The 20,837-nt window shown below is 64.9% G+C and carries 25 protein-coding genes; 20 read left to right on the forward strand and 5 right to left on the reverse strand.

Annotated features, from left to right (window positions below):
* Nucleotides 1-26 precede the first annotated feature (26 nt).
* The 14 genes from ctaD (at nucleotide 27) to VO57_009065 (ending at nucleotide 10,687) form a co-directional block, all read left to right on the forward strand.
* A complete protein-coding gene (gene ctaD / locus VO57_009000) occupies nucleotides 27-1,748 on the forward strand; it encodes a cytochrome c oxidase subunit I (GenBank protein ID XBL68282.1) in 1,722 nt (573 codons plus the stop codon).
* Nucleotides 1,749-1,872: 124 nt separating this feature from the next.
* Nucleotides 1,873-2,823 carry a heme o synthase gene (locus tag VO57_009005; GenBank protein XBL68283.1) on the forward strand — a complete coding sequence of 317 codons (951 nt, stop codon included), beginning with the start codon at nucleotides 1,873-1,875 and terminating at the stop codon, nucleotides 2,821-2,823.
* A complete protein-coding gene (locus tag VO57_009010; protein XBL68284.1) occupies nucleotides 2,820-2,972 on the forward strand; it encodes a hypothetical protein in 153 nt (50 codons plus the stop codon). Before VO57_009005 ends, VO57_009010 begins: the two co-directional genes overlap by 4 nt.
* Nucleotides 2,972-3,553, forward strand: a complete 582-nt coding sequence (locus tag VO57_009015) for a cytochrome c oxidase assembly protein (GenBank protein ID XBL68285.1) — start codon at nucleotides 2,972-2,974, stop codon at nucleotides 3,551-3,553. Before VO57_009010 ends, VO57_009015 begins: the two co-directional genes overlap by 1 nt.
* Nucleotides 3,554-3,615: 62 nt before the next feature.
* The gene (locus VO57_009020; protein XBL68286.1) at nucleotides 3,616-4,479 is read left to right on the forward strand and encodes a cytochrome c oxidase subunit 3; all 864 of its coding nucleotides are present in this window, start codon (nucleotides 3,616-3,618) and stop codon (nucleotides 4,477-4,479) included.
* 187 nt (nucleotides 4,480-4,666) lie between these two features.
* Nucleotides 4,667-5,275 carry an SURF1 family protein gene (locus tag VO57_009025; protein ID XBL68287.1) on the forward strand — a complete coding sequence of 203 codons (609 nt, stop codon included), beginning with the start codon at nucleotides 4,667-4,669 and terminating at the stop codon, nucleotides 5,273-5,275.
* A gap of 2 nt (nucleotides 5,276-5,277) precedes the next feature.
* Nucleotides 5,278-6,672: a threonine synthase gene (thrC, locus tag VO57_009030; GenBank protein XBL68288.1), complete on the forward strand. Its 1,395-nt coding sequence runs from the start codon at nucleotides 5,278-5,280 to the stop codon at nucleotides 6,670-6,672.
* The gene (locus VO57_009035; protein XBL68289.1) at nucleotides 6,672-7,571 is read left to right on the forward strand and encodes a class I SAM-dependent methyltransferase; all 900 of its coding nucleotides are present in this window, start codon (nucleotides 6,672-6,674) and stop codon (nucleotides 7,569-7,571) included. The genes thrC and VO57_009035 overlap by 1 nt, the downstream gene beginning before the upstream one ends.
* A gap of 9 nt (nucleotides 7,572-7,580) precedes the next feature.
* Complete coding sequence (locus VO57_009040) at nucleotides 7,581-7,952, forward strand: dihydroneopterin aldolase (GenBank protein XBL68290.1); 372 nt, start codon at nucleotides 7,581-7,583, stop codon at nucleotides 7,950-7,952.
* A 1-nt stretch (nucleotide 7,953) separates the two neighbouring features.
* Nucleotides 7,954-8,334, forward strand: coding sequence for a Rossmann fold domain-containing protein (locus VO57_009045; protein ID XBL68291.1), 381 nt, complete (start codon nucleotides 7,954-7,956; stop codon nucleotides 8,332-8,334).
* The gene (gene moaA / locus VO57_009050) at nucleotides 8,318-9,355 is read left to right on the forward strand and encodes a GTP 3',8-cyclase MoaA (protein XBL68292.1); all 1,038 of its coding nucleotides are present in this window, start codon (nucleotides 8,318-8,320) and stop codon (nucleotides 9,353-9,355) included. Before VO57_009045 ends, moaA begins: the two co-directional genes overlap by 17 nt.
* A gap of 1 nt (nucleotide 9,356) precedes the next feature.
* Nucleotides 9,357-9,599, forward strand: a complete 243-nt coding sequence (locus VO57_009055) for a MoaD/ThiS family protein (GenBank protein XBL68293.1) — start codon at nucleotides 9,357-9,359, stop codon at nucleotides 9,597-9,599.
* Nucleotides 9,600-9,602: 3 nt separating this feature from the next.
* Nucleotides 9,603-10,070 carry a molybdenum cofactor biosynthesis protein MoaE gene (locus VO57_009060; protein ID XBL68294.1) on the forward strand — a complete coding sequence of 156 codons (468 nt, stop codon included), beginning with the start codon at nucleotides 9,603-9,605 and terminating at the stop codon, nucleotides 10,068-10,070.
* Nucleotides 10,071-10,156: 86 nt separating this feature from the next.
* Nucleotides 10,157-10,687, forward strand: coding sequence for a hypothetical protein (locus VO57_009065; GenBank protein XBL68295.1), 531 nt, complete (start codon nucleotides 10,157-10,159; stop codon nucleotides 10,685-10,687).
* A gap of 72 nt (nucleotides 10,688-10,759) precedes the next feature.
* On the opposite strand, the gene VO57_009070 is transcribed toward VO57_009065, so the two are convergent.
* Nucleotides 10,760-11,332, reverse strand: a complete 573-nt coding sequence (locus VO57_009070) for a hypothetical protein (GenBank protein XBL68296.1) — start codon at nucleotides 11,330-11,332, stop codon at nucleotides 10,760-10,762.
* 200 nt (nucleotides 11,333-11,532) lie between these two features.
* On the opposite strand from VO57_009070, the gene rplU reads away from it, so the two are divergent.
* The 3 genes from rplU to VO57_009085 all read left to right on the forward strand — a co-directional run bounded on the left by rplU (nucleotide 11,533) and on the right by VO57_009085 (nucleotide 13,064).
* Nucleotides 11,533-12,042 (forward strand): 50S ribosomal protein L21, encoded by a 510-nt coding sequence (gene rplU, locus VO57_009075; GenBank protein XBL68297.1) that lies wholly within the window; start codon nucleotides 11,533-11,535, stop codon nucleotides 12,040-12,042.
* A gap of 31 nt (nucleotides 12,043-12,073) precedes the next feature.
* Nucleotides 12,074-12,343 (forward strand): 50S ribosomal protein L27, encoded by a 270-nt coding sequence (gene rpmA / locus VO57_009080; protein XBL68298.1) that lies wholly within the window; start codon nucleotides 12,074-12,076, stop codon nucleotides 12,341-12,343.
* 163 nt (nucleotides 12,344-12,506) lie between these two features.
* Complete coding sequence (locus VO57_009085) at nucleotides 12,507-13,064, forward strand: GNAT family N-acetyltransferase (GenBank protein ID XBL68299.1); 558 nt, start codon at nucleotides 12,507-12,509, stop codon at nucleotides 13,062-13,064.
* A gap of 25 nt (nucleotides 13,065-13,089) precedes the next feature.
* Here VO57_009085 and VO57_009090 read toward each other — a convergent pair whose 3' ends face one another.
* Nucleotides 13,090-13,935: a metal-dependent hydrolase gene (locus tag VO57_009090; protein ID XBL68300.1), complete on the reverse strand. Its 846-nt coding sequence runs from the start codon at nucleotides 13,933-13,935 to the stop codon at nucleotides 13,090-13,092.
* Nucleotides 13,936-14,067: 132 nt separating this feature from the next.
* Between VO57_009090 and VO57_009095 the strand changes: the two genes are divergently transcribed.
* Both VO57_009095 and VO57_009100 read left to right on the forward strand, forming a co-directional pair.
* On the forward strand, nucleotides 14,068-14,673 hold the full coding sequence (locus tag VO57_009095) for a helix-turn-helix domain-containing protein (protein ID XBL68301.1): 606 nt from the start codon (nucleotides 14,068-14,070) through the stop codon (nucleotides 14,671-14,673).
* A gap of 225 nt (nucleotides 14,674-14,898) precedes the next feature.
* Complete coding sequence (locus VO57_009100; GenBank protein XBL68302.1) at nucleotides 14,899-16,038, forward strand: alpha/beta hydrolase-fold protein; 1,140 nt, start codon at nucleotides 14,899-14,901, stop codon at nucleotides 16,036-16,038.
* A gap of 207 nt (nucleotides 16,039-16,245) precedes the next feature.
* Here VO57_009100 and VO57_009105 read toward each other — a convergent pair whose 3' ends face one another.
* Nucleotides 16,246-16,989, reverse strand: a complete 744-nt coding sequence (locus tag VO57_009105; GenBank protein ID XBL68303.1) for a folate-binding protein YgfZ — start codon at nucleotides 16,987-16,989, stop codon at nucleotides 16,246-16,248.
* Between the two features lie 215 nt (nucleotides 16,990-17,204).
* Here VO57_009105 and pyrC point away from each other — a divergent pair, with 215 nt between their 5' ends.
* Nucleotides 17,205-18,245: a dihydroorotase gene (pyrC, locus tag VO57_009110; GenBank protein ID XBL68304.1), complete on the forward strand. Its 1,041-nt coding sequence runs from the start codon at nucleotides 17,205-17,207 to the stop codon at nucleotides 18,243-18,245.
* On the opposite strand, the gene rarD is transcribed toward pyrC, so the two are convergent.
* On the reverse strand, nucleotides 18,242-19,081 hold the full coding sequence (gene rarD / locus VO57_009115; GenBank protein XBL71316.1) for an EamA family transporter RarD: 840 nt from the start codon (nucleotides 19,079-19,081) through the stop codon (nucleotides 18,242-18,244). The two genes, pyrC and rarD, sit on opposite strands and share 4 nt — an antisense overlap.
* A gap of 305 nt (nucleotides 19,082-19,386) precedes the next feature.
* Nucleotides 19,387-20,787, reverse strand: a complete 1,401-nt coding sequence (gene astD, locus VO57_009120; GenBank protein ID XBL71317.1) for a succinylglutamate-semialdehyde dehydrogenase — start codon at nucleotides 20,785-20,787, stop codon at nucleotides 19,387-19,389.
* Nucleotides 20,788-20,837 lie beyond the last annotated feature (50 nt).

Consider the following 20,837-nt stretch of genomic DNA (forward strand, 5'->3'; position numbering starts at 1 on the left):
GTAGAACCGAAGAGAACCAGAGCGACATGGCTACCACTGCTGACACCTTCCAGGCCCATACGGACGAGCATCATCACGATGCCGACCACAAGCCGGGCTTCTTCGCCCGGTGGTTCATGTCGACGAACCACAAGGATATCGGCACGCTCTACCTGATCTTCGCGATCATCGCGGGCGTGATCGGCGGCGCGATCTCCGGGATCATGCGGGCCGAGCTGGCCGCGCCGGGCATTCAGGTGCTCAACGTGGTTGCGCCCTGGCTTGGTGCCGATCCCGCGCAGCTCGACCAGACGCTCCACCTGTGGAACGTGTTCATCACCGCGCACGGCCTGATCATGGTGTTCTTCATGGTCATGCCCGCGATGATCGGGGGCTTCGGCAACTGGTTCGTGCCGCTGATGATCGGCGCGCCGGACATGGCCTTCCCGCGCATGAACAACGTGTCGTTCTGGCTGACCGTGGCCGGCTTCTTCTCGCTGCTGTTCTCGATGTTCGTCCCCGGCGGTGTCGGGCCGGGCGCGGGTACCGGCTGGACGGTCTATGCGCCGCTTTCGACCAGCGGTTCGGTCGGCCCGGCGGTCGACTTCGCGATCTTCTCTCTCCACCTTGCGGGCGCAGGCTCGATCCTGGGTGCGACCAACTTCATCACCACCATCTTCAACATGCGCGCGCCGGGCATGACCCTGCACAAGATGCCGCTGTTCGTGTGGTCGGTGCTGGTCACCGCCTTCCTGCTGCTGCTCTCGCTGCCGGTTCTGGCCGCGGCGATCACCATGCTGATCACCGACCGTAACTTCGGTACCACCTTCTTCGATCCGTCGGGCGGTGGCGATCCGGTCCTCTACCAGCACCTGTTCTGGTTCTTCGGCCACCCCGAAGTGTACATCATGATCCTGCCGGGCTTCGGCATGATCAGCCAGATCGTGGCGACCTTCAGCCGCAAGCCGGTGTTCGGCTACCTCGGCATGGCCTACGCCATGGTCGCGATCGGCGTGGTCGGCTTCATCGTGTGGGCGCACCACATGTATACCGTCGGCCTCGACGTGAACACGAAGATGTACTTCACCGCTGCGACAATGGTCATCGCGGTGCCCACCGGCGTGAAGATCTTCAGCTGGATCGCCACGATGTGGGGCGGTTCGATCGAGTTCAAATCGCCGATGGTCTGGGCGATGGGCTTCATCTTCCTGTTCACCGTGGGCGGTGTGACGGGCGTCGTGCTCGCCAATGGCGGCATCGACGACAACCTGCACGACACCTACTACGTCGTCGCGCACTTCCACTACGTGCTCTCGATGGGTGCGGTCTTCTCGATCTTCGCGGGCTTCTACTACTGGTTCCCGAAGATGAGCGGCCGCTGGCACTCCGAACTGCTGGCCCACATCCACTTCTGGGTGTTCTTCGTCGGCGTGAACTTGGTGTTCTTCCCGATGCACTTCCTCGGCGTGAACGGAATGCCGCGCCGCATTCCCGACTACCCGGGCCAGTTCGAGTTCTGGAACCACATTTCGACGCTCGGCTACGGCATTGTCGCGATCTCGGTCCTGATCTTCTTCGCCAACCTCGTCTACGCCTTCGTGGCAGGCAAGAAGGCGGAAGCGAACTACTGGGGGCCGGGTGCGACCACGCTGGAATGGACTCTGTCCAGCCCGCCGCCGTTTCACCAGTTCGAAACGCTGCCGGTGATCGAGGACCACCACGATTACCACAACCACCTGCCGGGCGAAGGCAAGCCGGCGCACGCGTAACGACACATCTCCCCTCCCGTTCGCGGGAGGGGGCCATGGGGTGGGCCGCACCCCGCTTGTGCTTGATCGGGCGGGGCAGGCCTTTGTCCCGCTACCCCTCCGCAAGCAGGAGGGGAGGAATGACATGACGACAACGACGACCCTCATCACGCCGACCGCAGCGACGCCGATGTCGAGCCATTGGCGCGACTTCCTCGCGCTGACCAAGCCGGGCGTCGTGCGTCTGGTCGTCTTTACCGGCCTGTGCGGGCTGCTGGCCGCACCGGGCCATATCAATCCGGTGCTCGGCTTCACCGCGATCCTGTGCATCGCACTCGCCGCCGGCGGCGCTGCCGCGTTCAACCAGTGGTATGAATCCGAGCTCGACGCGCGGATGAAGCGCACCGCAAAGCGCCCGATCCCCGCCGGGCGGGTGAGCAGGAACGACGCGCGCGACTTCGCCAGCGTGCTGTGCGGCGCATCGGTACTGGTGATGGGGCTGGCGATCGGCTGGCTCGCCGCCGCGATCCTCGCCGTCTCGATCTTCTACTACGTCGTCGTCTACACGATGTGGCTCAAGCCGCGCACACCGCAGAACATCGTGATCGGTGGCGGCGCGGGCGCGTTCCCGCCGCTGATCGGCTGGGTCGCGGTGACGGGCGACATTACGCTCACCCCGGTGCTGCTGTTCGCGATCATCTTCTTCTGGACGCCGCCGCACTTCTGGGCGCTCGCGATGTTCGTGAAGAGCGACTACGCGCAGGCCGGCGTCCCGATGATGCCGGTGGTGCATGGCGAGGCGGCGACCCGTCACCAGATCCTGGCCTATGCGCTGTTCATGGTCCCGCTCGCCGCGGCACCCTGGTATCTGGGCACGGCAGGCGTGGTCTACGGCGCTGCCTCGCTCGCGCTGACTGGCTTCTTCGCGGCACTCGCAGTGCCCGTGGGCCTGCGCCGCTCTGTCGACGGCGACACGATGAAGCCCGAAAAGCGGCTGTTCGCCTATTCGATCCTTTACCTGTTCGCGCTGTTCGGCGTGCTGGTGATCGACCGCGTGCTGCAGAACGCCGGTATTATTGCAGGAGGTCTCGCATGAGCGACGACAACCGTCCGCCCCGCATGAGCCCCGAAGAGGAAGCGCGCTTCAAGGAAGCCCGCAAGGGCCGCAATCTCGCGATCGGCGCGGTGCTGCTCTTCTTCGCCGTGCTGTTCTACGCGATCACGATCGTGAGGATGGGCGACTGATGTCGAGCGCGTCCGCCTCCAGTCTCGACCGTCGCAATCTGCGCATTGCGGCCCTCGCTTTTCTGGCGGCGGCCTGCATGGTCGGCCTCGGCTTCGCATCGGTGCCGCTGTACCGGATGTTCTGCCAGGTGACGGGCTTCGGCGGGACCACCCAGGTGGCGAACGAGAGCGATGCCGCGATCGCCGAACGGCTCGCCTCGAGCGCGGGCACGCCGCCGATCTCCGTCCGCTTCGATGCGAATACCGCGAGCGGGATGCCGTGGACCTTCAAGCCGGTGCACACCAGCGATTCGGTGCAGATCGGCGTACGCGACCTCGCCTTCTTCACCGCGAAGAACAATTCCTCCGTGCCGATCACCGGGACCGCGACCTTCAATGTCGAGCCCGAGCAGGCGGCACCTTATTTCAACAAGATCCAGTGTTTCTGCTTTACCGAGCAGACCCTGCAGCCGGGCGAGGAGGTGCGGATGCCCGTGCTCTTCTATGTCGATCCGGCCGCGCTCGACGATCCCAACATGGAAGGGGTCGAACAGATTACCCTGAGCTACACCTTCCACCGCAAACCGCCTGAAGACAGCTGACCCTCTGGACCGCGGCAAGCCTCCCGGTTAAGGGCGGAGCCGCTGAATAGGAAAGACGAAAAATGGCCGGCGCCAAGAACCACGATTATCACATTCTCGCTCCCGACATCTGGCCGTTCGTCGGTGCCTTTGCGGCGCTGACCTTCACCACGGGCATGGTTTTCTTCATGCACACGATGGCCGGATGGGAAGTGATCCTTGGCGCAGGCATCGCGCTGCTGATCGCCACCTTCTGGGGCTGGTTCTCGAAGATCGTCAAGGAAGCGCAGGCGGGCGACCACACTCCGGTGGTCCAGCTGCACATGCGCTACGGCATGATCCTGTTCATCCTTTCCGAAGTGATGTTCTTCGTCGGGTGGTTCTGGGCCTTCTTCGATTTTGCGCTGTTCCCGGCGCCGCTGGAGATGGTTGCCGAGGGCACTTGGCAGAACCTGATCGGGCAGGATGGCGCAGCTGCACTCGTCCAGTTCCCGGCCGATGGCATTCACGTCATCGACCCGTTCGACCTGCCGCTCATCAACACCCTTATCCTGCTGTGTTCGGGCACCACGGTCACCTGGGCGCACCACTCGCTGATCAATGGCGATCGCGAAGGGCTCAAGCTCGGCCTGTGGGCGACGATCGGCCTCGGCGTTCTGTTCACCGCGATCCAGGCTTACGAATACCTGCACGCGCCGTTCGGCTTCGGCGGTGTGAACTATACCAGCGCCTTCTACATGGCGACTGGCTTCCACGGCTTCCACGTGATCGTCGGCACGATCTTCCTGATCGTCTGCCTGCGTCGCGCCTATCTCGGCCACTTCACCCCGCGCCAGCACTTCGGCTTCGAAGCTGCTGCTTGGTACTGGCACTTCGTCGACGTGGTGTGGCTGTTCCTGTTCATCTCCGTTTACGTCTGGGGTGGCTGGGGCGCCGAAGTCCACTGATGACAGATAACGGCCGTGAGGCCTCCGGCGATCATGCCGGGACGAAAGGGCAGCCCGCCTTGCGCGAGGCTGCCCTTTTCGGCCTGTGCGCCCCGCGCGCAGCTGGGCGATCGGTCCGCGCAGTGCTGGCTTGCAGCGATGTGCTGATCGGGTCCGGATATCGCCTGAATGCGCAGAAGGCTGGACGATGAATTATCTGCAACGCCTGCCGCTGATCCCCACGATTATCGTGGCGCTCGCCATTGCGGTGATGATCGCGCTCGGCTTCTGGCAACTGGGGCGCGCGGATGAGAAGGCAGAACTGCTCGCGCGTTACGCCGCAGCGGGCGACAATCAGGAACTGGTCGCGTGGCCGGGCGAAGACAAGGACGCGCTCAAGCAGCGGCTCTATCGTCGCAGTAAGGTCGTGTGCGCGCGGGTGACCGAACTCTCTGCGGTCGCCGGCACCAACGCGAGAGGATCGCATGGCTGGGCGCAGATCGCTCAGTGCGAGGTGAAGGGCGGGGGCACGGCGCGGATTGCGCTTGGCTGGACCCGGGTGCCCGACGGCCCGCTGTGGAATGGCGGTGGGGTGACGGGAATCGTCGCGCCGGGGCCGCGTCTGGTTGCCGATCCGCCGCGCGCTGGCCTGCTGCCGTTGCAGAAGCCCGATCCTTCGGAATTGCCCAACAATCACATGGCCTATGCCTGGCAGTGGTTCCTGTTCGCGATGACCGCGCTGGTGATCTACGGGCTTGCGGTGAGGAAGCGCCTGCTGGGGCAGGATGCGAGCAGCGGCGATAACGCGGGGGAATAGAAATGCGGTACGTTTCGACGCGCGGGCAGGCGCCCGTGCTCGATTTCGAAGATGTCACGCTGACCGGGCTGGCGAGCGATGGCGGGCTTTATCTGCCGCAGGAATGGCCGCAGTTTTCGCGTGAGGAGATCGCCGCGCTGCGCGGGCTCCCCTATTCCAAACTCGCTGTGCAGATCATGGCGCCGTTCGTGGGCGAAAGCCTGACCGAAGCGGAGCTGCGCGACCTGTGCCAGCGCGCCTACGGCAATTTCTCGCACGCTGCGACGACCCCGCTGGTCCAGCTCGACGAGCAGCACTGGCTGCTGGAGCTGTTCCACGGGCCGACGCTGGCGTTCAAGGATGTCGCGCTGCAACTGCTCGGGCTGTTTTTCGAGACGTTTCTCGAAAAGCGCGAACGTCCGCTGACGATCATCGGTGCGACCAGCGGAGATACCGGATCGGCCGCGATCCATGCGGTTGCGGGGCGCGAGAATGCCCAGATCTTCATGCTCCACCCGGAAGGCCGGGTGAGCGAGATCCAGCGCCGCCAGATGACCACGGTGAGCGCGCCTAACGTTCACAACATCGCGATTGCCGGCAGCTTCGACGATGCGCAGGCGATGGTGAAGCGCATGTTCGCGGACCCGGCGCTGACCGCCACGCTCGACATCGGCGCGGTCAATTCGATCAACTGGGCGCGGCTGATGGCGCAGGTGGTGTATTACTTCTACGCCGCGCTGCAGCTCGGGGCGCCCGACCGCAAGATGAGCTTCAGCGTGCCGACGGGCAATTTCGGCGATGTCTTCGCGGGCTATGTCGCGGCGCAGATGGGCCTGCCGGTCGAGCGGCTGATCGTCGCGACAAACAAGAACGACATCCTCGCGCGCGCCATTCGCGACGGCGACTATTCGATGGGCGAGAGCCACGCGACGATCACCCCGTCGATGGATATCCAAGTCAGCTCCAATTTCGAACGCCTGCTGTTCGAAGCCAACGGGCGCGATGCGGCAGCGCTCGCAGCGCAGATGGATGGGTTCGCGTCGAGCAAGACGCTCCCGCTCGAGTCCGCGCAGCGCGAGGCGATCGCGGCGATGTTCTCGGCAGAGCGCGCCACGCCCGAAGAGACGCTGGCGGCGATGCGCTGGGCGCATGAGCGCTGCGGCGAGGTGATCGACCCGCACACGGCCGTGGGCCTGCACGCCGCGCGCGCGCTGGCAGCCGAGGCAGCAGTGCCCGTCGTCACGCTCGCCACCGCGCATCCCGCGAAGTTCCCCGACGCGGTGGAGCAGGCGATCGGCATCGAGGCTGAGCTGCCCGCGCGGGTCGGCGATCTGTTCGCGCTGGAAGAACGCTTCGAAACGCTGCCCGCCGATTACGATGCGGTGCGCGATTACATTTCCGCCAAGGCTACGCGCTGATGGCGCAGCTGCGCCTCGACCCGCAGCTGATGATCGGCGAGCCTTGGGCCGATTACGCGCTGCTCGACAGCGGACATGGCCGCAAGCTGGAGCGATTCGGAGAGTTCCGCTTCGTCCGCCCCGAACCGCAGGCGATGTGGAGTCCGCGGCAGGACGACTGGCAGGCCGATGGCGAATTCCTCCCCGGCGCGGACGAGGATGGCGGCGGGCGTTGGAATCTCTCGCCCGAAGTGCCCGACAGCTGGCCGCTCGCGTGGGACGATGTCCGCTTCCGCGCACAATGCACCCCCTTCCGCCATCTCGGCTTCTTCCCCGATATGGCCCCGGTATGGGAATGGATGCGCGGCGAGCTGGCGGGCAAGCCGGACGCGCAAACGCTCAACATGTTCGGCTATACCGGCGTCGGCACGCTTGCACTCAGCCAGTGCGGCCCGGTCACCCATGTCGATGCGTCGAAGAAATCGGTCGCGCAGGCGCGTGAGAATGCCGCGCTCGCCGGAATGGAAGACCGCCCGATCCGCTGGCTGGTTGACGATGCGGCGAAGTTCGCCGCGCGCGAGGTCCGGCGGGAGAACCGCTATGACGGGATCATCCTGGACCCGCCCAAGTTCGGGCGCGGGCCGAAGAACGAAACCTGGCGGATCGAAGAAGGCCTCGCCCCGCTGATCGGCGCTTGCCGCCAGCTGCTGGACGAGAACAGCCGCTTCCTGTTCCTCACTGTCTATGCCGTGCGGATGAGCAGCCTTGCGCTCGCCGCGCTGCTCGACGAGGCGTTCGCGGGCCTGCCCGGCACGATCGAGCATGGCGATCTGGGCGTGCGCGAGGAAACCGTCGATGGCGGACAGGCGGGCCGCGTTCTGCCAACTGCCATCTTCGCAAGATGGCGCAACAGCGTCTAGGGAGCCCCGATGAAAGACACTCTCACCCTGCGCGTCGCCGATCTCGAAACCGATGTGCTCACCGGCATCTATTCCGAAGAGACGGGCAAGCCGCAGCCGCTGCGCATCACGATCGAGGCGCGGATGAAGCCGCTCGACCGGTATGATCCAGACACGCCGCTGGCCGAGAGCAAGAACTACATGGACCTGCGCCATGCCGCGACCGAGGCGGTGCCCGAGGGTGTCCATTTCAAGCTGATCGAGAGCTTCGCCGACCATATTTGCGAAACGCTGTTCCTGCAGGACGAGCGGATCGAGGCGCTGACCGTGCATATCATCAAGCTGGCGATCGGGATCGGCAGCGAGAAGATCGGGATCACGCTCCATCGCGAACGGCCCTGACGTGAGCGATAGCGCACCCGCGATCATCCGGGTGGAGCGCTTGCCCGGGCCGGCGCTCGACGCTGCGGCTACCTTCCACGCGCACTGGGCGCAGCAGGTGGGCAACGCCGCCAAAGGCAGCGAATTCGTCATTGTGGTGATGGACCCCGCTCCGTTCGACCATGCCGACTGGCGCCGCGCTGCTGCCCGCGATCTGGCCCGTGCACACCCCGACAATTGCATCAATGTCGTCGCCGGACTGGAAGGCCCCGCACTCGCCCGAATGGTCGAATTCCTGAGCCGCGCGCCTGCCATCACCGGACAATACCTGCCGTTGGTGGACAGCGCCCCTTGCGAGAGCGGCAGCGATGGCCGACTTGGGGATGATGACACGGACGGTTGATCGCCTCGACACGCAAGCTCGGCCTGCGGCTGCGCCGCTGGTCGACACGTATCAGAGGCGAATCACCTATCTGCGCCTGTCGGTCACCGATCGCTGCGATCTGCGCTGTACCTATTGCATGCCCGAGCGGATGCAGTTCCTTCCCAAGGCCGAGGTTCTCTCACTCGAAGAACTTTACGTGCTGGCGTGCAGCTTCATGGCACGCGGTGTGCGTACGATCCGGCTGACCGGGGGCGAACCGCTGGTGCGGCGCGATGTCATCGATCTGGTACGCGCGATCGGGCGGCATGTCGGGTCTGAGCTGGACGAGGTGACGCTGACCACCAATGGCACGCAGCTGGCGGGCCATGCCAATGCGTTGGCGAGGGCAGGGATGCGGCGGATCAACGTCTCGCTCGATACGCGCGATCCGCAGACCTTCCGCATGCTGTCGCGCCGCGATGCCTTGCCCCAGGTGCTCGAAGGGATTGCCGCGGCGAAGGATGCGGGGCTGCAGGTCAAGCTCAACACCGTGGCGATGCGCGGCGTGAACGATCGCGAGATTCCCGATCTCGTCGCCTGGGCGCATGCCCAGGGCCACGCGATCAGCCTGATCGAGACGATGCCGCTGGGCGAGGTGGACGAGGCTCGCGAGGATCGGTTCGTCTCGCTGGCCGATGTCCGCCGCGATCTGGAGTCGCGCTGGACGCTGACGCCCAGCGATGCGCGCACCCCCGGCCCGTCGCGCTACTTCGATATTGTCGAGACCGGCGGGCGGATCGGTTTCATCACCCCGATGAGCGAGAATTTCTGTTCCGGCTGCAACCGCCTGCGCGTGACCGCGACCGGTCAGCTTTATCCCTGCCTTGGCGGAGGAGAGCGGGTCGATCTGCGTGCCGCGTTGCGCTTCGATGCTCCGCAAGCGCAGGTCGCCGACGCGCTCGACCGCGCGATGGCGATCAAGCCGGAGAAGCACGATTTCCGCATCGGTGCAGGGCTCGCGCCGACTCAGCTGCGCCACATGTCCGTGACCGGAGGTTGAGATGAGTGTCACCGTTCTTTTCCTCGGCCCGTTGCGCGATCTCACCGGGGCCGACCGGATGAATCTGCCGGCACCGCTGTGCTGGGAGGGGTTGCTCGGCGCGGTTCCGCGGACGGTCGCGGATCGGCTTAGCGAAGCGCGCGTCAGGATCGCGGTCGCGGGCACGTTGCTGGAAGACAAGAAGGCGCTGATGGCAGGCGACGGCGAAGAGGTGGCGCTGCTGCCGCCGGTCAGCGGAGGCTAGCGCATGCCGCGCCTCACACTCGAAACCCCAGCCGATGTGCGGCTGCTCGATTCGGGAATGTCGGTCGGCGAGGCGCTGGCTGCGTTCAACGCGGCGCATCCCGACGCGGGCGGGATCGCGACCTTCCTCGGCAAGGTGCGGCCCGACGACGACGTGCGCGTGCTCGAACTGACGCATTACGAGCCGCTGACCCTGCCCGGAATGCGCGAACTGGCGCATGAGGCGCTGACGCGCTGGCCGCTCGACGGGGTGCTGGTGTGGCACCGAATCGGGGTGATGCATCCAGGCGAGGGGATCGTGCTGGTCGCGGCCGCCGCGCGCCATCGCCGCGATGCCTTCCACGCGGTCGATTTCCTGATGGACTATCTCAAGAGCGCGGCGTGGCTGTGGAAGCGCGAGAAACGCGCAGATGGCTGGCACTGGGTCGAACCGCGCGCGCAGGACTTTGCCGACCGCAATCGCTGGGAGTGATTTTTCCGCGCGGCATTTGATCGAGATCAAGGCGCGGCGCGGCGGATCGGCGCACATCCTTCCTCAAGACAACGAGGAGTGATGAAATGTCCGAACGTCTCAACAGCGCCGCCGTCGCCGAAAAGGCGATCGTCCATGCCGAACTGCCCCGCGCGCGCGCTGCTGGGCACGCTCTTTTCGAACGCAGCGAGCCCACGCTTGCCGAAGCGATCGCCACCTATCGGGCTCCCGATGCGGTCGAGAACGCCAATATCCGCCAGGATGTGGATCGCACGTTCGAAATGCCGAGCGTGCTTTACGGGGCGACCGTCGCGCTCTATCTGGGCTTTATCGCGATCCTGGGTGTCGGCCTGTCGACCCCCGAACTCGCAATCCCGATGGCGATCTTCGCGATCTTCATCGTCGGCCTGTTCGGCGCACCGGCGCTGTGGCTGGGCCTCGGGCGCAAGCCGGAGGCGAAGGCGAAGAGCTTCGGCGAACTGATGCGCGGCGGAATTCAGACGCACACCGGCTTTCTCAAGGGTCGCGACGCGGTGGCCCAGATGATGGTGCTGCCGGTGCTGATCGTTCTCTGGGGGTGCACCGTGCTGGTGATTGCCGGGGTCGTCTCGGCCTGACCGGCTCGCCCCGGAGTTGGGGGAGGCGCGCGGGGTCGACTGGTTCGATCCCGCGCGTTTTTGCGTGTGCGGTCAGTTGGCGGGCGCGAGTTCGTTCAGGATCGCGTCTTCCTCGGCGATCAGCCTGGCGACTTCCGCGTGCGCTTTGGCAACCGCCTCGACCGGTTCGCCATCGACAGACCGGAGCGCCAGCATGCTGTCGAGATCGGCGAAGGGAATCGCCGTGCGCGCACGGATCGATTCAAGGTTCGCATAGGCGACCTGCGCACGGCCCCACGCCTTGGACCCCACGCTGCCACTGCCCCGAACCGCCGCGCGGGTGGCGGGCACGGCTTTTTCGAAATCGGCATGAGCGGCGCGCGCCTGCTCTTCCAGCTGGACGACCCGCTCGGCGAGATCGGCGGACAGGACGGGGGGCGGTGGAGGCGGCGGCGCGACCGGGTCCGTGGGCTCGAACTGGCCGGTCACGGGTGCTGGTCCGTCGGGCGCGCAATCGCCGGTCGGGCGGGGGAACTCGCCGCTCTCGTATTCGGCCTCGCGCACTCCCAGAGAGGGATAGGCGCTGTCGGGCGTAGTGGCGCAGGCGGCGAGGGCACCCATGGCGGGGAGTGTGGCGATCGCGATCGCAAGGCGTGCAGCGGACATGCGCGCACCCTTAGCACGCGCGTCGCGCCGTGGTAGAGGCGATGGCACGCTGCGGCGCTTTTCTGGGCTGCCCGGCGTTGACTTTCGCAAAACCATACCGTAAGCGCGCCCTTCTTTGGGGGGCTCACCACGGTGTTGCCCGTCGATACGCTGTCTCGTTAGGGGCAGGGTCACAGCTAAACGATTGAAAGTTGATACCGATGTTCGCAGTGGTGCGCACGGGCGGCAAGCAATACCGGGTTGCCGCCGGAGACAAAATCGCGGTCGAAAAGCTCGCAGGCGAAGCCGGCGACACGATCACCCTGGGTGACGTTCTGCTCGCAGGTGAGGGCGACAGCCTTGCCGACGCCGGCAAGGTGTCCGTTTCGGCGGAAATCATCGCCCAGGCGAAGAGCGAAAAGGTGGTGGTGTTCAAGAAGCGCCGTCGTCACAATTACCGTCGCAAGAACGGCCATCGCCAGCAGATGACCCTGCTGCGCATTCTCGAAGTGGGTGAAGGCACCAAGAAGGCTGCTGCCAAGCCCGCCGCGAAGAAGGCCGATGCTGCCGACGACAAGGCTGCCGAAAAGGCTCCGGCCAAGAAGGCTGCTGCGCCCAAGGCCGAAGCGGCTGACAAGCCCGCTGCCAAGAAGGCCGCGCCGAAGAAGGCTGCAGCGACCAAGAAGCCGGCCGCCAAGAAGGCCGACACCAAGGATTCGGGCGACGCGTAAGCGCGGCCCAGACGGATAAGGACTAAGCGCAATGGCACATAAGAAAGCAGGCGGCTCTTCGCGGAACGGTCGCGATTCGGCAGGCCGCCGTCTTGGCGTGAAGAAGTTCGGCAGCGAAGGCGTCGTTGCGGGCAACATTATCGTGCGCCAGCGTGGGACCAAGTTCTACGCGGGCACCAATGTCGGCATGGGCAAGGACCACACCCTCTTTGCGCTGACCGACGGTATTGTGCGCTTCCACGACGGGAAGCTCGGCCGCAAATACGTATCGGTCGATCTTATGGCGCAAGCTGCCGAATAATCGGGCAACTCGATAACAGGGGTTGTCCACCGGGACGGCCCCGCCGGAGGTAAAATCCGGCCATCAAGGGAGAGGGGGCCAGCCCCGTCTCCCTTTCTTCGTCTCCCTTGTCACCGTGGCCGCCCGCCGAGGAAGGGCGCGCCGCGCGAGGGGAGAAACGACGATGTTTCACAGAAGCGAGAGGTTGCTGCTGCGGCCCGCGTGGCCCGAGGACTGGCAGGCTGTGCACGCAGCGATTGCGGACGAGGGTATCGTGCGCAACCTCGCCACCGCGCCGTGGCCCTATTCGGCTGCCGACGCGCGCGCGTGGTGCGCGCTCCCCTTCACGCCCGAAGCACCCCGTTTCGTCATTACCCTGGCCGATTCCGGCGAGGTTATCGGCTGCATCGGCATCGGTCCGCTGCCCCCCGAAGAGGGAGGCGGTGATGGCACGATGGAGCTGGGTTACTGGATCGCGCGCCCGCACTGGGGCCGCGGCTATGCCGGCGAGGCGGCGCGCGCGATGGTCGAGATCGCCCGCGCCTGCGGCCATCCGCGCATCGTCGCGAGCCATTTTCTGGACAATCCGGCATCGGGCCGCGTGCTGCGCAAGGCTGGCTTCCTGCCCACCCGCAAGGGCGGGCGGCACTTCAGCCTCGCCCGCGGCTATGAAGCGCAGACCAATGGCTATGCGCTCGACCTGGCAGAGGAGGTGGAGCGATCGCTCCCGGCGGCGGCCTAGCTCAGGCCGCCGCCTTGGGGCGTCCTCACGCGGGCAGCAGCGCGTCCGCGTAATCGCCTTCGTACTTGCCGATCAGCGCGCGATCGTCGTGATCCCAAGGGTGAAAGCCGGGTTTGAAATAGCCCAGCCATGCGGGGAAGCAGCGGCGCAGAACGCCCGGCGTGCCGAACAGATACTTCGCCAGCCCCCAATGGGCACGCGCACCGGTGATCCCGTCCTGCGCGAGCAGTTCGATCGCGTCCTTCCAGCGGTTGTTGAGGAACCGCTTGGTCACTGCCAACATGATGATGCTGCGCCGCGCCCAGCGCTGGAAGCCGGTCCATTGTTGCGTTGCGTGGTTCCAGGTGTCGTAGGCGACGCCCTTGTGCTCGATCTCCTCGACCGCGTGCCATTCCCACATCTTGCGGACCTCGGGGTCCGAATCCTTGAAATGCTGCGGGTTGGCGAGGAACTCGTGCGCCATCATCGCGGTGTAGTGCTCCAGCGCCATGGTGATGCCCAGCTTTGCGATCGTGGGCTTGTCCGCCGCCATATCGAGCAGTTCCTTCGTGCGCCGGTCGATCATCTCCATGTCGTAACCCGCATCTGCGGCGAGCCGGTTGAACGCGATATGTTCGCGCGTGTGGTTGATCTCCTGCTTCACGAAAGCGCGGATCTCCGCCGCCAGCTTGGGATCGGTCCCTTCGCGAAAGGCCTTTACCGATTCGATGAAGAAGGCCTCCCCGCGCGGGAAGGTGCCCGACAGCGCGTTATGCCACGCGGTGCCGAAAGGCTCGCCAGCCCACCAGCGGTTGGGCGTGGTGCCACGGTTGAAGCGTTCGTCGCGAATGGTGATCGCGGGGTTGGCAAGGGTTTGGTTATGGGCGGTCATGCTGACTACTCCGTATTTCCGTAAAGTCGGTTGTTCGGGTGCATTATAACTTACACCAATGTCAGTAGCATTAACAATAATGTCAGTAGGAGGTTCCTTGCCGCATCCGCGCCCGCGCACTACCACGCTGCGATGGCTACACGCAGACGTCTGAGTCCCGAAGAATCCCGCGCCGGAGCGCTCGAAGCCGCGCGCAACCTGCTGATCGAGGCGGGCCCGCAGGCGGTGACGCTGAAGGCGGTGGGCGCGCGGGTCGGGCGTACGCACGCCAATCTGCTGCATCATTTCGGCTCGGCCGCCGGCTTGCAGCACGCGCTGGGCGTCTATCTGGCGGAGTCGGTGTGCGACCGGATTGCGGCGACGATCCGCGCCAGTCGATCGGGCGCTGCGAGCCCGCGGATGGTGGTGGATCAGGCGTTCGATGCCTTCGATGGCGAGGGCGGCGGTGCGCTGGTCAGCTGGCTGCTCGCGACCGGGCAGGAAGACGCGCTCGAACCGTTCACCCGGGCGATTCACCAGATGATCGAGACCGTGCGCAAGGAAGAGCTGGGCGCGGATCAACCGACGGATCGCGATGCGCTGGAATCCACGCTGACGGTCGTGCTGCTCGCGCTGGGCCAGTCGCTGATCGGCGGGCCGCTGTCATCCGCGCTCAGACTGCCGAGCCACACCGCACGCGACATTGCCGAACGGTTCGTGGTCGATTCGCTGGAGGAGGCGGGCACGGCCTCAGTTTGAAACCATGCCGACGCCACTCGATCCGTGCAAAAACTCCGCTTTGGTGGCGGAGAATGCGCTGATAGCCGACTGACAGCTTCGCATCGGAACTTTGCTAAAACCGGCCCTTCGGCAAACGACTCCATTGCGGACAAAGGATGGGTTGTCACTTCTGCCTGAACGCATTCGTTGCGAGAGCACGACTCCAAAGGCTAGAGCGAATGCGATTTCCTGGGAGGGCGGTACGTGTTCAATAGTCATTTATCCTCGTATCTGCTGCTTGCTGGCATGGCCTTTGGTTCCCCCGCAATGGCGCAACCGGAAAGCGATCACGCTCAACTTTCCGATCCCGATGGAACCCCGATCGTCATCGGATCGGTCCACCGCATTGTCTCGACTGTCTATGGCGACGAGCAGATCATTACCGTGCGGCTGCCGAGGGGATATGCGGATGAGCCCCAGCGGCGCTATCCGGTGGTATTCTCGATCGACGGCGGGCCGGACCAAGATTTTGAACTCCTATCCGGTATCGCCGCCGAAGCCGAATTCTCGACCAGCTTCGAGCCATTCATCCTGATCGGTGTGCAAACGAAGGATCGCTATCGCCAGCTTACGCCGGAATGGACCCGGCTCGATCCGGAGCGCCTGAGCGATACGTTTGGCGATCGTATGGTGCCGGGCGGGGCCGACCAGTTTCGACGTTATCTCGAAACCGACATCATCCCCTGGGCGACCGGACGTTATCGGACTGGACGCAAAGCTCTGACATCGGTCTCTTTGGGCGGCCTGTTCGTCATGGATACTTTCTTGGAAAAGCCCGAATTGTTTGACGATTATATCGCGTTGACGCCCAGCGTCTGGTGGGATGGCGGGCGGATCGTGGACGAGGCTGCTGCCAAACTGGCCAAACAGGATGCCTCGAACCGCCGCGTATATTTCACGATGGGCGACGAGGGCGTCGGAAACCGAACCGGCCCGTGGCTGAAAACGCTGGTAGCGGCGTTCGAGACCTCTGCTCCCGAAGGTCTCAAGTGGGCGTTCGTAGATCGCTCTTCCGGAGAAGAGCACAGAACGATGGCGCTGACGGGTTGGCTCGATGCTTTCCGCACTCTTTATCTGGTCCCTTCGCGGAGCGGCAATCCGCTGCCACTTGTTTACGACGATTTCGAGGCTCCGACATACTCGTCCGAAGCACGCGCCAACATCGATGCGGGAACCTGCCGTCATGCGATCGCAACCGCTGTCACATTTGAGGAAAAGAACAGCGCTCCCGCAGCGTATTACGGTCGCTGTCTGCTGATGAAGCCAGGTCAGAAATTAACGGCGGGCAATTTCGCGTTGGGCGAACTCGGTCTTGACGACGATACGCAAACAATTCCGAAATGAGGAATGTCGGGTTTTAGTCGTTTGATCCGGGAAGCCGATCGTCGCAAAAGCACACACATTCGGAAGCCGGAGCAACGCAAACCGCTTATGGTTGGCCGACAGTCGGAAAGACGCGCTTCCAATGACCGATGCATCGAAACTGGTGCGTGTGTTGGTTCCATTACCCGGGAAAGTTGAAACAAACGGCCCGATCCCAGCCCCTTCGCGCTATTCTGCTGCTTCCAGCCGCATCCACCCAAGCGCGAGATCGGCGGTTATATCCGCCACCCGCAAATGATCGACCGCCAGACCGAGATCGGGATACTCCGCCTTGCGCCGCTTCTCCTCCGACCGGTCGAGCGGGACGACAACCAGCCGGCGGTTAACCTTCTGCCGCCAGTTCATCCGCGCGGTGTTTTCCTGCCCGATATAGCAGCCCTTGGAAAAGCTGACGCCGTGTAGCTCGACTGCATTGGTTTCCAGCCACAGGATGTCGCCCAGTTCGGCGCGGCCCTCGGGCACACCGAGCGAGAGGCGGTGGGCCAGCCATGCCGCATCGGCAGGCTCGCTGTCGTCGGCAGGGGCGAGCCAGCGATGGCCGAGCGCGGGGAGGCGGGGATCGGGCGGGTGCGCATCGATCGCCTCCACGCTCCAGTGCACGGCTAGGCTCTCGTCACGCGCGATCTCGATCTTGCGGCGCAGGCGGTAGAGGGAGAGGCGCTTGACCAGATCGTCCGCCATATCCGCCTCGCAATCGAGCAGGATCGTCGCCCCATGCTCGCCCGCGCGACCCGGCCACACGATCATGTCGAACATGGTCTTGCCCTGCGCGCTCAGCAGCGCGGCATAGGCGGGCAGTTCTCCGGTGACGTCGTTGGTCAGCAGGCCTTGCAGGAAGCCTGCGACATCCTCCCCGGCTGCGGTCGGGCTGAGGCGGATTACGGCGCGGTTCTGGAGGCGGGTTGCTGTCATGTCTGACGAGATAGGGCTCCGCGTGTCATCATGCCACCCGGCGCTGTCCTACAAGCCAAGCGGCGCGTACATCGGTTGCGCGATGCGCTGCGTGCCCACCTCCTCCTTCCGCCTGTTTGTCATGGCTGCGAGGGGGCAGAGTTTTTGGTCCTTGGACTGTGTGTCAGGTGTGTCAGGGCTCCCCTGCGCGGGTCTGTTGGGCTAGGGGGCAGGGCATGACCGAGACGCTGACGATCCGCCGCCCCGACGACTGGCATGTGCACCTGCGCGATGCCGCGATGCTGGAAAGCGTGGTTGCGGCCACCGCGCGCCAGTTCGCCCGCGCGATCGTGATGCCCAATCTCACCCCGCCGGTGACGAGCGCCGCGCTGGCGCGCGCCTATCGCGACCGGATCATGGCGGCCGTGCCTGAAGGCATGGACTTCACGCCGCTGATGACCGCCTACCTGACCGACGATACCGATCCGGCGGACCTGATCGGGGGCTTTCGCGACGGCGTGTTCACCGCAGCCAAGCTCTACCCCGCCAATGCCACCACCAACTCCGCGCATGGCGTAACCGATATCGGCAAGCTGCGCCCGGTGTTCGAGGCGATGGCCGAAGCGGGCATGGTGCTGTGCGTCCATGGCGAGGTGACCGATGCCGAGATCGACATCTTCGACCGCGAGGCGGTGTTTATCGACCGCATTCTCGCGCCGCTCCACCGCGACCTGCCGCAGCTGAAGATCGCGTTCGAGCATATCACCAGCCGCCATGCGGTGGATTTCGTGGAAGGCGCCGGCGAGAATGTCGGTGCGACGATCACTCCGCATCACCTCCACATCAACCGCAATGCGATGCTGGTCGGCGGGATGCGGCCGCACGCCTATTGCCTGCCGGTCGCCAAGCGCGAGGAGCACCGTCTCGCGCTGCGCGCCTTCGCGACGGGCGGCTCGTCCAGGGTCTTCCTCGGCACCGACAGCGCGCCGCACGAGCAGCATGCGAAGGAAAGCGCGTGTGGCTGCGCGGGGATCTACAATGCGCCGCACGCGCTGGAGGCCTATCTCCAGGTGTTCGAGGAAGAGGGCGCGCTGGACCGGTTCGAAGCCTTCGCCTCGCTCAACGGGCCGCGCTTCTATGGGCTGGCGGTGAACGAGAGCACGGTGACGCTGGTAAGGCGCGAGCAGGCGGTGCCCGAGAGCATTCCGGCGGCAGCCACGCAGGTCGTGCCGTTCATGGCCGGGCGGACGATCGGGTGGAGCCTTGCCGAGGGCTAGGCGGTCGGGACCGGCTTGCGCGCCGCGCGGCGCTTGGCCAGCAGGTCCCACACGAAGATCGCCGCGGCGAGCCAGATGCAGCTGAAGCAGAACAGCTCTGCCGGATGCAGCTCCTCGCCGAACACGGTCAGGCCCAGGATGAAGACGATGCTGGGCGCGAGGAACTGCACGAAGCCGAGCACCGAGTAGTCCATCCGCCGCGCGGCGATCGCGAACATCAGCAGCGGCACGGCGGTCAGCAGCCCGCCGAGCATGATCGAGAAGGAGAGCGCGAGGCTGTTATCGAAGGAAGAGCCCTGCGGGCTCGCCCAGTACCACGCGGCAACGCCGAGTGCTGGGATCAGCAGGATCGCGCTCTCGATGGTGAGGCCGGGCAGCGCGCCGACCGGCACCTGCTTGCGCAGCAGGCCGTAGGTCGCGAAGCTGAAGGCGAGGGTCAGGCTGATCCACAGGGTCGAAAGCGCACCCGCGGCGAGGATCGCGATCCCGACCGCAGCCAGCGCCACCGCGACCCACTGCGCCCGGCTCAGCCTCTCCTTGAGGATCAGCGTGCCGAGCAGGATGTTGACCAGCGGATTGATGTAATAGCCAAGGCTGGCGGCATAGACCTCACCCTGTTGGATCGCCCAGACGTAGACGAGCCAGTTGATCGCAATGAGGAGTGCACTCGCCCCCAGCACCAGCACCGCGCGCACGTCTCTCAGAGCCTCGCGGATGGCGGGGAACTGGCCGCGGAAGGCGACGATGAGAAGGCAGACCGGCAGCGTCCAGACGATCCGCCAGCCGACGAACTCGAACGCGGGCACCTGCTTCACCAGCAGCAGGTACAGGGGCATGAAGCCCCATACGACATAGGCGCCCAGCGCCTGCGGAAGGCCGGAAGGCCGGGGTGCTTCGTTCTCGCTCACGCGTGCGCCGTAGTCCTGTACGAAAGCCTGAACAAGCGTTGCTAGTTGTTCAGCTTAATGCCGCTATTTATGAACGCATACCGATTCGGGAGGCCAAATAGTGCGCCTGCCAATCGGCCCGGAATTACGAGCTTTGGCGCTTCCACGGGAGGGCCAAGGCGCGGCGTCCCACCAGCGTCGCGGAAAACGCCTCGGCACGAAAGTGTCGGGGCGTTTTCACTATGACAGCCCGCTCAATCGGTCTTGAAGCCAACACCCATGCTTGCGCGCGGCTGGCCGATCTCGCTGCTGGCGACCGGGTAGGCGCAGTAATCCGCGGCGTAATAGGCAGCCGGGCGATGATTCCCCGACAGGCCGAGCCCGCCGAAGGGCTGCTTCGAGGAGGCGCCGTTGGTCGGCTGGTTCCAGTTGACGATGCCGGCGCGGATATTGGCCCAGAAGTGGTTGTAGTCTTCCGGAGCACCACCGATCAGCGAGGCCGACAGGCCGAAGCGCGTGTTGTTCGCCTCGGCAATAGCAGCGTCCAGATCGGTCACCTTGATCACCTGCAGCAGCGGGCCGAACAGCTCGACATCGGGGCGCTCTTCCATCGCGGTCGTGTCGATCAGCGCGGGCGTGACGAAGGGCTTGTCCTCCTGCGGCCGCTTGAGGTGGCGAATTGCCTTGCCGCCGTTGGAAAGCAGATAGAGGAAGCTCTCCGCCAGCTGGTCGGCTGCCTGGTTGTCGATCACGCAGCCCATAAAGGGGGCGGGGTCGGCAAAAGGCTCGTCGACGATGATTTTGGGGATCAGGTCTTTCACGGCCTGAACCGTCGCATCATACATGTCTTCGGTCACGATCAGTCGCCGCGCTGCGGTGCAGCGCTGGCCTGCGGTGGTGAAGGCGGAGCGGGCGATCAGCAGCGCCGCATCCTCCACCTTGGGTGTCTTCATGACGACGATCGGGTTGTTGCCACCCATTTCAAGCGCCAGGATCTTGCCGGGATTGGTCGCGCATTTGCGGTTGATCGCGATCCCCGCCTGCGCGCTGCCGGTGAACAGCACGCCGTCGACTTCGGGATGCGCAACCAGAGCCTTGCCTTCGTCCGGCCCGCCGATCAGCGCCTGGACGACATGCTTGTCGATCCCGGCGCGGTGGAAGCATTCGACCAGCAGTGCGCCTACTGCCGGGGTCTTCTCGCTCGGCTTGAAGACCACCGTGTTGCCCGCGATCAATGCAGGGACGATGTGACCGTTGGGCAGGTGCGCGGGGAAATTGTAGGGGCCGAGCACGGCCATGATGCCGTGCGGCTTGTGACGCACGGCGGAACTGCCGCCCAGCGCGCTGTCGAGCTTCTTCTGGCCGGTGCGTTCGAGATAGGAATTGATCGAAATCTCAACCTTGCCGATGACCGCTTCGACCTCGGTCTTGGCTTCCCACAGCGGCTTGCCGGTTTCGCGAGCGATCAGCTCTGCGAATTCGTCGGTCGCGGCGAGCACTTCGTTGGCGAAGCGGCGGACCAGTTCCATCCGGTTGGCGACCGGGCGCGACGCCCAGCCGGGAAACGCCTCGCGCGCGCGGGCCACCGCTTCATCGACATCGCCGATGGACGAGCGGAAGAGTTCCCGCCCGGTGGCGGGTTCGAAAGACACAATCTCGGAAAGTGGCACTCCGGGCAGTTCCTCAGTTCCTCGTCTCGGCAGTT

It is taken from the genome of Citromicrobium bathyomarinum, from assembly GCA_001306305.2.
In the GTDB taxonomy this organism is placed as follows: Bacteria; Pseudomonadota; Alphaproteobacteria; order Sphingomonadales; family Sphingomonadaceae; genus Alteriqipengyuania; species Alteriqipengyuania bathyomarina.